General features: G+C 60.0%; 11 protein-coding genes. 3 read left to right on the top strand and 8 right to left on the bottom strand.

Annotation, left to right across the window (positions count from 1 at the left end):
- Positions 1–46: 46 nt before the first annotated feature.
- The 7 genes from AC3G88_RS21135 to AC3G88_RS21105 form a co-directional block, all read right to left on the bottom strand.
- Complete coding sequence (locus AC3G88_RS21135; RefSeq protein ID WP_488893834.1) at positions 47–1,831, bottom strand: acyl-CoA dehydrogenase; 1,785 nt, start codon at positions 1,829–1,831, stop codon at positions 47–49.
- 27 nt (positions 1,832–1,858) lie between these two features.
- Positions 1,859–2,941 (bottom strand): MBL fold metallo-hydrolase, encoded by a 1,083-nt coding sequence (locus tag AC3G88_RS21130; protein WP_488893833.1) that lies wholly within the window; start codon positions 2,939–2,941, stop codon positions 1,859–1,861.
- 28 nt (positions 2,942–2,969) lie between these two features.
- A complete protein-coding gene (locus tag AC3G88_RS21125; protein WP_488893832.1) occupies positions 2,970–4,535 on the bottom strand; it encodes a class I adenylate-forming enzyme family protein in 1,566 nt (521 codons plus the stop codon).
- 106 nt (positions 4,536–4,641) lie between these two features.
- The gene (locus AC3G88_RS21120; protein ID WP_488893831.1) at positions 4,642–5,418 is read right to left on the bottom strand and encodes an SDR family NAD(P)-dependent oxidoreductase; all 777 of its coding nucleotides are present in this window, start codon (positions 5,416–5,418) and stop codon (positions 4,642–4,644) included.
- 23 nt (positions 5,419–5,441) lie between these two features.
- Positions 5,442–6,599 carry an acyl-CoA dehydrogenase family protein gene (locus tag AC3G88_RS21115; RefSeq protein WP_488893830.1) on the bottom strand — a complete coding sequence of 386 codons (1,158 nt, stop codon included), beginning with the start codon at positions 6,597–6,599 and terminating at the stop codon, positions 5,442–5,444.
- 9 nt (positions 6,600–6,608) lie between these two features.
- Complete coding sequence (locus AC3G88_RS21110; RefSeq protein WP_488893829.1) at positions 6,609–7,850, bottom strand: thiolase family protein; 1,242 nt, start codon at positions 7,848–7,850, stop codon at positions 6,609–6,611.
- A 51-nt stretch (positions 7,851–7,901) separates the two neighbouring features.
- Positions 7,902–8,687 (bottom strand): enoyl-CoA hydratase/isomerase family protein, encoded by a 786-nt coding sequence (locus tag AC3G88_RS21105; protein WP_488893828.1) that lies wholly within the window; start codon positions 8,685–8,687, stop codon positions 7,902–7,904.
- A 287-nt stretch (positions 8,688–8,974) separates the two neighbouring features.
- Here AC3G88_RS21105 and AC3G88_RS21100 point away from each other — a divergent pair, with 287 nt between their 5' ends.
- The gene (locus AC3G88_RS21100; protein ID WP_488893827.1) at positions 8,975–10,012 is read left to right on the top strand and encodes an AraC family transcriptional regulator; all 1,038 of its coding nucleotides are present in this window, start codon (positions 8,975–8,977) and stop codon (positions 10,010–10,012) included.
- 362 nt (positions 10,013–10,374) lie between these two features.
- On the opposite strand, the gene AC3G88_RS21095 is transcribed toward AC3G88_RS21100, so the two are convergent.
- Positions 10,375–10,587, bottom strand: a complete 213-nt coding sequence (locus AC3G88_RS21095; RefSeq protein ID WP_228771113.1) for a DNA-binding protein — start codon at positions 10,585–10,587, stop codon at positions 10,375–10,377.
- A 374-nt stretch (positions 10,588–10,961) separates the two neighbouring features.
- Between AC3G88_RS21095 and AC3G88_RS21090 the strand changes: the two genes are divergently transcribed.
- Positions 10,962–11,549 (top strand): hypothetical protein, encoded by a 588-nt coding sequence (locus AC3G88_RS21090; protein ID WP_488893826.1) that lies wholly within the window; start codon positions 10,962–10,964, stop codon positions 11,547–11,549.
- Positions 11,534–13,030, top strand: a complete 1,497-nt coding sequence (locus tag AC3G88_RS21085) for an alpha/beta fold hydrolase (protein WP_488893825.1) — start codon at positions 11,534–11,536, stop codon at positions 13,028–13,030. The genes AC3G88_RS21090 and AC3G88_RS21085 overlap by 16 nt, the downstream gene beginning before the upstream one ends.
- Positions 13,031–13,146 lie beyond the last annotated feature (116 nt).

Below are 13,146 nucleotides of genomic sequence, written 5' to 3'. Positions count from 1 at the left end.
TTCTACGCGGTTGCCGTTGGCGCAACGCAAAGATCGGTACCTCTTCTCAGAGCTGTTCGTCCGCGAGCGAGAGCGTGCTGTTCGCGCCGGCGATGACAATGTCGCGCAGCATCGGAGCCTGCACCAGCACATGCGTCGCATAGTGCCGCGCGGTTGCGACCTTGGCCGCAAGGAACGCAGCGTCGCCACTGCCGGCGGCAAGCTGCGCCAGCGCGGCCTCGGCCAGGCGCGCGGACAGCCAGCCGCCCAGCACCGTGCCCGTCAACCGCAGGAACGGCACCGCGCCAGCGGCACAGCACTCCGGCCGCTCCGCGCTGTTGCCGAGCAGCCAGTCGACGCTATCGTTCAGCGTGTGCAGCGCCGCATGCAAGGCGTGGCCAATTTCGGACAGCGCCATGTCCTGCGCGTCGAGCATCTGGCGCGCGTCGGTATCGATGCGGCGGAGCAACGCCTTCATCGTGCGACCGCCGTCGCGCGCGAGCTTGCGGCCAATCAGGTCGTTGGCCTGGATGCCGGTCGTGCCTTCGTAGATGGTCGTGATGCGCGCGTCGCGCAGGTACTGGGCGGCGCCGGTCTCTTCGACGTAGCCCATGCCGCCATGCACCTGTACGCCGTCGGATGTGATGTCCTGCGCGGTGTCGGTGCACCACCCCTTGACCACCGGTATCAGCAGACCGACCAATGCCTGCGCCTCCGCGCGCTCCTGCGCGTCGGGGTGGCCGGCGGCGCGGTCCATCTGGCCGGCGCAGAAGTAGGCCAGTGCGCGCATGGCCTCTGTGCGCGCCTTCATGTCCATCAGCATGCGTCGCACATCCGGGTGACCGGCGATGGTGGTACTGCCCGCCAGCGCCGGCTTCCCCTGCACTCGCTCGAGCGCATAGGCGCGCGCATGCTGGTAGGCGCGCTCGGAAACGCCAACACCCTCAAGTCCGACGTTCAGCCGCGCGTGGTTCATCATCGTGAACATGCACGCCAGCCCCTGGTGCGGCTCACCGACGAGATAGCCAATCGCACCCTCGCGATCGCCGAAGCTCATGGATGCCGTTGGGCTGGCATGGATGCCCAGCTTGTGCTCGATCGACGTACAGGCCAGGTCGTTGCGTTCGCCGAGGGAGCCGTCGTCGTTGACCAGGAACTTCGGACACAGGAACAGCGAGATCCCCTTCACGCCCGATGACGCATCGGGCAGGCGCGCCAGCACCAGGTGGACGATGTTCTCGACCATGTCGTGCTCGCCCCAGGTGATGAAGATCTTGCTGCCGGTGATGCGGTAATGGTCGCCCTCGGGCGCGGCACGGGTGCGCAGCGCTGCCAGGTCCGATCCGGCCTGCGGCTCGGTGAGATTCATCGTGCCCGTCCAGCGGCCCGCGACCATCGGCTCTAGGAAGCGGCGCTTGAGTGCGTCGCTGCCGTGGTGCGCGATCGCTTCCACGGCGCCGAGCGTGAGCATCTGGCAAAGGCTGAAGGCCAGGTTGGACGATTTCCACATCTCGAGCACGGCGGTGGAGACCAGCGTCGGCAGGCCTTGGCCACCCCATTCGGTGGAAGCCGGCATGCCGATCCAGCCGTTCTCGCAAAAGCTTGCCCAGGCGTCGCGGAAACCGTCGGCCGGCGTGACCTCGCCGTTGTGCCAGCGCGCGCCTTGCACGTCGCCGGGTCGGTTCAGCGGGTCCAGCACGCCGGTGGCGTAGTTGGCGGCCTCCTGCAGGATCGCCTCGACCAGATCGGGCGTGCTCTCCTGATAGCCGGGCTGGGCACAGATCGCATCCAGCCCCCCGACTTCCTTCATTGTGAACAGTATGTCGCGCAAAGGCGCGGCGTAGATGGACATCGCTATTTCTCCTCGTCGTCGTATGCGTCAGGCACGCCGCAGTCGATACCATGCGACACCTTCGCCATCGAGGCTGCATTCGACAAGGCCGGAATGCATAAGGTAGTTCAGGCATGCAAGGCTCTCGCCCGTTGCCATCCCTAGCAACATCGGCGTCGACTCGTCGATTGGGCGAGCGAACAGTGCGCCGAACACATCGACCACGCGTTGTGGCGTGTCCAGTGCGGCTTTCAGCCGGTCGAACGCACGCTGTTGGCCGGCGCTCAATGCGTCAATCCGTGCATGCAGGCCGCGAAAGCATTCGCCGTGTGCCGGCAGCACCAGCACGTCGTCCGGCACGCTGCGCTTGAGCTTCGCGAGCGAGTCCAGCCAGTCCGCCATGGGATTGGCATCGGGCTCGATTGGAAACACTGAGACATTCGATGAGATGCGCGGCAGCACCTGATCTCCGGAGATCAGCAGCGCAAGCTCCGGACAATACAGGCAGGCATGCTCGGGAGAATGCCCGGTGCCAACAACCACATGCCAATCATGCGCGCCAATCCGCAGTACCTCGCCATCGCGCAAACGGCGGTAGCTGTCCGGCAATGGATGGATGTGCTTGCCGAAGTCACCAAAGCGAGCGCGGTAAGATTCGATGGCGGAAGCGCTCCAGCCGGCCCGCCGATAGAAGGCGATCGCATCGGGTGGCGCCTCACGTCCGCTGTCGGACACCAAGACCCGGCAGGTCAGGTATTCGAGGCGGGTCATCCAGAGCCGGATGCCAAATCTGCGCGCCAACCAGCCGGCAAGGCCAACGTGGTCAGGATGCATGTGCGTGACAAACACGCGGGTCAAGGGCCGAGCTTCACTGCTGCTCCCGAGCAGGTCACACCAGCTTCGCGTGGCCTCTTCGGTGCGGACGCCCGTATCGACGACGGCCCAACCCTCGCCGTCGTCGACCAGCCACAGATTGATGTGATCGAGCGAGAAAGGCATTGGCATGCGAAGCCACCGCACCCCCGGCGCGACTTCGATCATCTGCCCGCTCGCCGGCGGTGCAAATGGATAGACCAATCCGGATTTCCGGGCCGTGATCTGGGTGGGGTTCTCTTGTTCGGTACTGTCCATTGAAAACGGGTCCTCACAGAGTGGGCGGCTAGCTGACCTTGCGCTGCATGTTTTGCCAGTACTTTTCCTTGACCGCACGCCGCAACACCTTGCCGACCACCGAGGTCGGCAATTGCTCGACGAACACGATCGACTTCGGGGCCTTGTAGCTGCCAAGTTTTTCCTTGGCGTGCGCGATCAGTTCGGCGGCCTCGACCGAGGCGCCGGGACGCAGCACCACTTCCGCATGCACGGCCTCACCCCACTCAGGATGCGGAATGCCGACCACAGCGGACATCATGACGGCCGGATGGGAGGCCAGCGCCGCTTCGACTTCGATCGCATAGACGTTGAAACCGCCGCTGATGATCATGTCCTTCAAACGGTCGACGATGTACAGATAGCCATCCTCGTCAATGTAGCCGAGATCGCCTGACTTCCACGCCCCGTCGGCAAACTCGGCGGCCGTCGTTTCCGCATTGTTGTAATAGCCCTTGATGATGGCTCGGCTGCGGATGCGGATTTCGCCGCATTGGCCGGTTGGCAGCGGCTTTCCGTGCGCATCGGTGACATAAACTTCGACGCCCGGTGTCGGCCGGCCAGCCGAAGACAAGTGCTGGATGCCGCCAGTCGTACGAGCGGTCTCGTGCTCGGCCTTGTCGAGCGCCGACACGAACATTGGAACTTCGGTGGCGGCGTAGCCTTGCGCGAAGATGGGGCCGAAGCACGTGATCAGGTCCTCGAGCTTGGCGGGACTCATCGGGGCGGCGCCATAGATCAGGGTGTTCAGCGAAGAAAAATCGCGTGGGTTGGCGCGCTGCAATTCGAGCAGGCGGTACAGAACGGTTGGCACCAGGAAGGAATGGGTAACACGCTGCTGCTCGACCGTTTGCCGCCATTGCTCGAGATCGAGCTGATTGAGCGTGATGTTGGCGCCGCCGGCATAGAAGGTCGGTATGAAAGCGATCAGCGTGCCATGCGAGAGCGGCGCCACGTGCAACGTGCGTGTGTGACCGTTGAAGCCGAAATCCGGGTTGCCGAATCCGCCGTCGCGGCAAGCCATCAGATTGTCAATCGAGTACATGGCGCATTTGCCCTGTCCAGTCGTGCCGCCGGTGAAGCGCAACATGAAGATGTGCTCGTCGTCGTCAAGCTCCACGTCGGCATCGAGTTCGGAGGCAGCATCGACCAGGCTCCAGAACGCGTGCACGCCGGGGCGCGCAGCCTGTTCCGGCGTCGGATCGTCCATGACGACGATCTCGCAGCCGGCCGCGCGCAGCATTGCGTAGTAGCCATCGAGCAGGCGCGTTTCAATGTATACGACCTTCGGCTTGACCAGTTCGACCTGACGGGCGTGCTCTTCCGGCGCGTCGCGCAGGTTGGTCATGACCACCGTGCCTTCCTGCTTGAGGACAGTCGGCAGCATCATCAGGCTCAGGTTATCGTTCTCCAGGATGAGCAGGAACTTGTCGCCCTTGCCGACCCCGAGCGCATTGCGCAGCGCATCGGCGATGCGGTTGGTCAACAGGTGGTACTCGTGGTAGCTGTAGCTGCGGCCACGCTCCACATTGACGATCGCTTGCCGGTCGCGAAAGCGCAACGTCATCAGGCGCATGACGCGGCAAAAGTTCATTTTCATGGAATGGTCTCCTTTGTTTTTTTGCCCTCCCTCTTCGTTGGAGGAAGGGCACCTTGGCGTCGGCGGAACGCGTTTAGTGCGTTTAGCGTGCGCGCAGGCGTGATGCAGCGTCCAGGCGAATGGTGTGCGCGTTGAGGTAGGCGTTTTCGATGATGAAGGCGCAGCAGTGCGCGAATTCGCGCATGTCGCCGAGGCGCCTCGGAGCCTCGATCTGCGACTTCAACGCCGCGACGATCTTTTCATCGAGCGTCTGCACCATCGGTGTCAGGAACAGGCCAGGCGCAATGGCGTTGACACGGATACCGACGTCGCCGAGTTCGCGTGCCGCCGGCATGTTCATGCCGAGCAGCGCTGCCTTGGAAGCGGCGTAGGCGACTTGACCAATCTGCGCCTCGTAGGCGGCACCCGACGAGATGTTGATGACCACGCCGCGCTCCTCGCCAGCTTCCGGTTCGTTTCTGACCATCTGCTCGGCGCATTTGGACATGACGTTGAACACGCCATTGACGTTGACTGCCGTCACCTGCGCGAATTTTGCCAGCGGCGTGGCCTTGCCTTCCTTGCCCAGAACCTTGCACGGCGTGGGCAGCGCGGCGCAATTGATGCAGACGTGAATCGCGCCGAAGCGGGCAGTCACGGCAGCCACCGCGATCTGCACCGATTCCTCGTTGCTGACGTCGGTTTGCACGAACATCGCGTGTTCGGCGCCGATATCCTTGACCGCCTTGTCGCCGGCCTCGACGTTCAGATCGAAGATGGCGACGCGCGCGCCTTTTTCCTGTACCAGGTAGCGCGCTGCGGCCAGGCCGAGGCCCGAGGCGCCACCGGTAATGACGATGACTTTCCCTTCAATACGCATGATGTCTCCTGCGACTATGGTTTTTAGAACGCCGGCACGCCGGTCAAGGCGCGGCCGATAATGAGTTGCTGAATCTGCGTCGTGCCTTCTGGAATCGGCGCGATGATCGCTTCGCGCGCGAGCTTCTCGACGAGGAATTCTGTCGTGACGCCGTTACCCCCGTGGATCTGCACGGCCTGGCGGGCGATCTTCACGGCGGCTTCGCACGCGAAATACTTGGCCATCGCTGCTTCCATTTCGGCTGGCACGCCGGCTTCGATCATCGACGCGGCGCGGTAGGTCAGCAGGCGTGAAGCGTCCACGTTGGTCGCCATTTCGGCCAACATCGCCGCGATCAACTGATGCCCCGCGATGACCTTGCCGTGCTGGCGGCGCTCCTTCGCGTAGCGGATCGCTTCTTCGAGCGCGCGGCGGCCGATGCCCAGGCCCTGGGCGGCGACAAATACGCGCGACCGTTCGAACAGCGAGAGCGTATTGCGCAGCCCTTCCCCTTCGTTGCCGATCATGTTGGAGGCCGGTACACGGACATCGGTCAGGAAAATCTGTGCGGTGGACTGGCTGTTGAAGCCAATCTTGTGGATGCCGCGTACTTCGTAAGGATGTTCCTTGCGGTCAAGCAGGAAATGGGTCAGCCCCTTGCGCGGGTCATCGCTGGTTCGGCACGTGCAGATCAGGAAGTCCGAGTACTCGCCATTGCTGATCCAGGTCTTTTCGCCGTTGATGATGAAATGGTCGCCATCGCGGCGAGCACGCGTCTTGATCTCCAACACGTTCGAGCCGACGTCGGGTTCGGAAATACCCATCGAGACGAAACTGTCTCCACTCAACAGGCCGGGCAGATAGCGTTCACGCAAATGCGGAGGCGCAACCTTCTCGAGCAGCACGACGCCAAACGAGTTGATCAGCACCGGCACCGACAGGTCGGCCGAGGTGGTCGCCACCTCCTCGAACAGCATCAGCGAGGTCAGCCAGTCCAGGCCCATGCCGCCGTTGGCTTCGCTCGCGATGCCAGACACCAGCCCGAATTCCGTCAGCCTGCGCATGATTTCGGCCATCTTGTCGCGCGGCACGAACTTGTCGCGGTATTGCTTGCTGAAGATCGGATCGATCTCGGCGTCGAGAAAGCGTTTCAGCCCATCGACGGCAGCCTGCTGCTCTTCAGTGCGGAATACGTGTCCCATGCTGCCTCCTTATTGTCTTGCCAGAATGTTGACGCCGACCACAGCTTCTTCGATGCCATACAGGCCGCCGCCGTTTTCCTGGATGGCGATGCGTGCGCCCTGGACCTGGCGCTGTCCGGCTTCGCAGCGCAACTGCGTGACCAGCTCGTGAATCTGGCCGAGACCGGTAGCACCGATTGGATGGCCTTTCGATTCGAGGCCGCCGGACGGGTTGATCGGGATGCGTCCGCCGATCGTAAAGTCGCCGCGCTCGGCCGCGGGGCCGCCTTCGCCGAACGGCACCAGCATCAGCGATTCGGCGTTGAGGATCTCGCCAATGGCCGAGGCGTCGTGCACTTCGGCAACGTCAACGTCCTGAGGTGCGACGCCGGCTTGTTCGTAGGCTTTCTTCGCCGCGAGGTGCGCGACGATCTTTTGCGGCTCGTCGACACTGCGCGTCGTACCGGTCTGAATGACGCTGGCCAACACGCGCACTGCGCGGCCAGCCTCGCCCTGCAGGCGCTTCAGGCCGGCGGCGGTGCACAGCACCACGGCGGCAGCACCGTCGCTGATCGGCGAGCACATGGTCGTCGTCAGCGGGTAGGTGATCGGGGGGGAAGCGAGCACCTGCTCGATCGTCATCGGTTGCTGGAATTGCGCCAGCGGGTTATGCACCGAGTGCTGGTGGTTCTTGGCCGCCACTGCAGCGATCTGATGCTGCGTGGTGCCGTAGCGCTTCATATGGTTGCGAGCGATGGCTGCATAGACATCCATGAACACGCTGTATGGGCGATCGGACATGGTGCCGGGCGGGGGCTCCACGCCTTCACCCATTGCCAGCAGCGTCTTCTTGTTTTCCTCGACAGTGGCGACGTCCCAGCCGCCGTCGAACGCGGAAAACATCTTGGCCTTGTCGGCGATGTTCATCTTTTCCGCGCCGACGGCCAGCGCCACGTCGCAGGTCCCGGCCCGCAGCGCCTGCACAGCCAGGTTGAATGCCGAAGTACCGGAGGCACAGGCGTTTTCGACAGTGAACACCGGAACGCCTTCGATACCGACGCGGCGCATGGCGATCGGTCCAGGAATCGCGGTCTGCCCTTGGAACAGGCCATTGGTCAGCGTTGCATAGAATGCCGACCCGATGTCGGCAGCCTCTGCGCCGGCGTCTTTCAAAGCCAGGGTGACGGCCTCGCCGACCATGTCGTAGACGCTGCGCTCGAGCAAGCGTCCGAACGGCGTCATGCCGACGCCGGCAACATAGATATCGTTCATGTGATTCCCGAAAGAGGGATGAGAAAAGCGGGATGAAGAGATAGAACCGGCTTAACGGCCCTGGAATTGCGGCGCGCGCTTTTCGGCGAATGCCTGCAAGCCTTCCTGCAGATCAAAGCTGCGCAGATGGCGGCGCAACATGACTTGCTCATGAAGCAAGGCGTCGTCCCGGCTCTTGTCGGCGGAGGTGCGCGCAACTTCCTTCATGCGCCGCAGCACGATCGGGCTCTTTCCGGCAATCTGGCCGGCCAGCTTCATCGCGGCCTCGGCCAGTTCGCCGTCGGGATGCACTTCGGATACGAAACCGTAAGCCTTCATTTCCGCCGCCGACAGCGTCTTGCCGGTCAACAGCAGATACATGGCGACGTTCTGAGGAACGACGCGCGGCAGGACCGCTGCGCCGCCAGCGCCGGGATAGACTCCAAAGTTGGCATGGGCGTCTCCGATCACAGCGCTTTCAGCAGCGATGACGATGTCGGCGCACATGGCCATCTCCAGGCCGCCGGCCATGGTGACGCCGTTGAGTGCTGCGATCACCGGTTTGGGGAAATTGCGCAGGCGCGCAAGCGTTGCGTCGGCACGGTCGAGGAAGTCGGCTTCGCCGGGCTCCGCCTTCTGACTTGCCAGCACTTCCTTCAAATCCGCGCCGGCGCAGAATGCGGGGCCGGTGCCGGTTACCACCAGCACGCGAATCGCATCATCGGCGGCGATCTGTGCCAGCCGGCGGTTCAGTTCCGCCAGCAGCGCCATATTCATCGCGTTCATCGCCTTAGGACGATTCAGCGTCAAGCGCGCGACTGCGCCGGCTACTTCAAACAGCAATGCTTCTTCGCTCATGGTGTCTCCTGGATGGCCGTGATTGTTGTTCTGGCGGTCGGCGCAAATCCGCCCGCTGTTGGAAGGCATCATAGAAAGGAGGAAACGACCGCGCGGCTCTTTGGAGCGAAAAATGCATTCCGCAAAGCGATCCGGGGCGCGTACCCGTGGAACGCGCAAGCGGGGGGAACTGGAAGAAGGGTTGATGTTCTGGCACGGCTCAAGGCAGCAGTCGCCTTTAGCGCACCTTGCCCGGATCACGGGCGGTGTAAAATCAGCGGCCCCCCATCTGTCAACATTGCCGCGCCATGAGATCCGACCGCCACTCCCCCCTCGCGGCAGCGCAGGTAGCGACGACCATAGGGGGGTACTGCACGGCGATCGCCAAGACTTTGGACGCGAGCGGCGTGGACAGCAAGCGCATTTTCCGCTCCGTCGGCGTGCAACCTGATATGGTGAACGGTCCCATGGTTCGGCTGCCTGTCGCCACCCTGACCAGGCTGTACCGCGCCTGTGTGGCGGCCACCAACAATCCGTATTTCGGCCTGTCGGTCGCCCGGCACATCCATATCTCCAATTTGCATGCGCTCGGCTACGCGCTCGCCGCCAGCAGCACGCTGCTCGACTTCTGTCGCCGACTGGAGCGGCACTTCCGGCTGGTGTCGCAGGCGGCGACCCTCCGTGTCATTGAGGCAGGCGACAGGATTGCCCTGCGCGCCACTGACTTCAATATCGAGGTCAGCGGCGAAACTGAAGACGCGTTCGTCTGTTTCCTGGTGCTGACGATGCGCATGTTGTACAAACCGGGCTTCAACCCGCTGTCCGTGGAATTCCATCGTCCGATGCCGCGTGAAGGTGACGAGCCATACCGCGTCTTGATGCGCGCACCGGTCAGTTTCTCGAATCAGGCCACGACGTTGACTTTCGATAGGCATGAGTTGATGCAGTCGCTCAGCGGAGCTTGCCCGGAGTTGGCGCAAGTCAACGACAACATCGCGAATCAATATCTTGCGCGACTGGACAAGAACGACGTGGTGACCGGCGTCACGCAGAAGATCATCGAATTGCTGCCCTCCGGTGACTGCAGCAGGGAGAAGGTCGCCGAAGCGTTGTGCATGAGCCCGGCTACTTTGCAGGTGCGGCTGGCGAAGCGCGGCACCAATTTCCTGCAGTTGATGGACGACACACGCAGGGAACTGGCTTGCAATTACATGCAACAGCGAACACGCTCCGTAACCGAAATCACTTTCCTGCTCGGCTTTACCAGCACCAGCAATTTTGCTCGTGCGTTCAAGCGATGGACCGGCATATCGCCTACGCAATTCCAGGAGGATCGGTCGGAGTAGGTTTGTCGCAGTAGTCCCCGTGACGAGATCAGTCGACACCCCCACTGCGTCCACTTGTTCTTGCCCTATCTCACGCAATTGCCCAGGTAGGTAGTCTGCGTCGCCAATGCAGGATCGCGCAGCTCGTGCACAAGATGGTACCTAATCACCGTCTTCCGCAACGTCGCCACACTGATCACGGCCAACCGAAACCGACGAGGATCATTCCACCGAAACGGGTGATTGGGGCACGCGGCAAGCCTTGACGAGGGATTGGCTCCCCGCCAAAGTCATCGCCAATGACTGTTGAACTCCAACACCCGTCGTTCGCTTGGTGACGCAACAAATGTCTGAGAAGGGTCGGGTACGGCCTTCCGCCCAAGCTAAGCCTTTCGCTCGACGCGGAAATGCTCGATCGACTGCAAGGCATTGACGGCGCGCTGCAGCCAATCCGGCAGATCGCCAACGCCATTCCAGACGTGGCCATCGGCGTCCCGGAACCGGACCGCGCCGGAGGCAGAGTCTCCGGCCACGCCGGGAGCCTCGAAGCAGCCTGCCGCTAGGAGGTGCTCGTACGTCAGCCCGAGGCGGGCCATCTGGGACTTGATCCACCGGACGGCGTCAGCGCGCTCGCGCAAGGACTGGGCCCCGGCGATCTCGTGATAAGCAGTTGGTAGTGCAAAGGGCGAGCGAATGGTTCACCCGGAGACGTTTGCATATGGCGTAGCTTGTCCCTTCGGTCAGTAAAAACGCGCGCCGTGAATCGGTGCCGTAATACGACAAGGTGCATATGTAACACAGCGAAAACCACACCAGCGACGACGCAAATGAGGGCAGCGCCGTATCGGAGCGATTTCATCATTCTAATAGCAGATTTCTAAAAATGTAATCGCGCACCAGACCTCTTGGGGGTGGCAAACAAAACCTCATCAGTTCTAGCATATAACGCGACGAATACATCAGGGGCATCATGAAGAAGACGACATTGGCGGTATATTCAACGGCGGCACTTCTAACGATATATTTTTCTATAAAATTTTTGTCGCCGCCAAATTCAAGCCAATCAGAGGCTCAGCACCGTGAGAAGAATGACCCTTCCCGATTGGCCCAACGAAAGTTCTTTTCGCAAGGCGCTTTCGTGAAAGTAGAAGATCAAAGCAGCAGACCTGGTGTTAAGTCCACGGACTTTACTGCGACAGCCCACGGAATCGACAGCGACAACAATGGCATCCGCGATGACGTCCAAAGATACATTGATACGACCTACAGGGATCTTAAACAACGCTTTGCCATGTACCAATACACTCGCGCAGCCGAATCGTACCTCTTAGAAACAAAATCCGCGTCGGATGCAAAACTAAACTGGAACTCATATTCAAAAGCTGCAGCATGCTTGAATCAAATGTTTGGCGCAAATTGGACCCGAGAGGCAAATGAAATACAGGCTCAACTCTTAAACACCCCGGTCAGATTTCAGTCCTACATTGAAACCAGGAAGATTGCCGCTGGCCACATCTATGATAACTACTCCGGGGAATCACCATGCGAACAAAATTAGCGCATCGCCTTGTTTCTCTCGTTGTAATGGCTTCGATTCTATTTCCAATATTGGCAGGCGCACAAAGCGAGGAATATTGTGAATCACAGTACAAGATTCTTTTCGGCAATGGAGTTCTAACCACAGAAACCGACTGGCTCGCATCGAGCCTCGCACTGCAAAGCCTCATAGGCAACGAATTCCATAAAGTAAAAGTCAACTATGGAATTGCACAAAACCCGTCGGATGGTTTTCTGCTTGATCTGTATCAAGTATATCAGCAAAAAGTCAGCGAAGATCCTAGTTTATCGTGGGAGGTCCTTTTTCGCGTGTTGTTAGGTGCTACCGACATGCTCACGGGCGGACTCATAAGCTATGTATCAGCAATCATATCAACTGTCGGCAATCAAAATTCCGTGCAACTCGCAAATAAATTTGCACAACAGTACGATTACGCCGACATTGATCTTGTCTTGCAAGTAGCAGAAATAAAGGACGCAATCCTGAATCAAGGTCGCCGCGTCTTACTCCTAGGGCATTCCCAAGGGGGGCTTTATGCCAACGCGGCACATCGAATGGTATATTCGGATCCTGGCATAAGCAAAAAAAGTTTCGGCATTACGGCCGTCGCGACACCTGCGAACTTCGTCGCTGGAAACGGTCTCTATGCAACTAGCGTTATGGATGGCGTGGTTAATGCGGTGCGGCAATTTGTGGCGAACAATACGTTGCCAAGTAACGTCGACAATCCGTTCAACACGAACGATTTTTCCGGACACCAGTTCATTAAAAGCTATCTCCGCCAGGATTTTCCCAGCCCCGCCATTATCGGGAAAAACATTACCGATACGCTTTCTCAACTCGAACGTCCCGACGACACCTATGATTTTGAGGTCTTATTAAAATACGGCCCAGTGCCATATTGGTATGATCTGCTGGGCGGGGACGCAGGTGCATATGGCTCCCTTGATACCTGTTACCAGAGATTCTATTTGATCTACACAGGGACCGGCTACGAAGACTATGTGGCAGATGTGGTTTGCGGACCTAGAAGCTGGACACTAATTGATAAAAACAAAAACAAGCTCAATCCATTCAATCCCGCAACATCCACTGAGTACACGACGACGACTGATAAAATCTTCGCGAGACTTACGCCAAGCTTGCCTGCTGCAGCAGACATCTCTTCGGCTACTCACGCTTTTTTAGTCGGAAAGTCGCCTTTTTATCTCCGCAGCGTTGCCTATCTAACCGAAGGCACCTCTTACACGTCACTGGACTACGACGAAAATATGAATCTTCGACGTCCTTTTGAGGACCTCTCGTTCAACGTATCCAGCACTCCCCCTTATTTCCCGCAATATCCTGGAGCGGACGTTATATTTCAGTCAAAGTTTTTGGCGCCGCTTCGTTCGGAGTTGTACGCACTTCCTCGTGCTGTAGCCCAAATTGAAGAGGGGCCAGGTGAACTGCGATTAAAGGTCTGCAAATTACCGACGTAAGAGGCAGAAAAACGAAAAGCCTTACAACGGTCATTGAAGATCCGGCGTCGGGATCCGGCCAGACTCTGCCATTGCGCGTGGATTCGCGAGCGTCCGTTGTGCAGTCACGAAGCGAC

The sequence above is a fragment of the Cupriavidus sp. 86D6 genome (genome assembly GCF_057815095.1).
The sequence above is the reverse complement of the archived record's forward strand: the minus strand, read 5'-3'. Positions and strand labels throughout refer to the sequence as shown.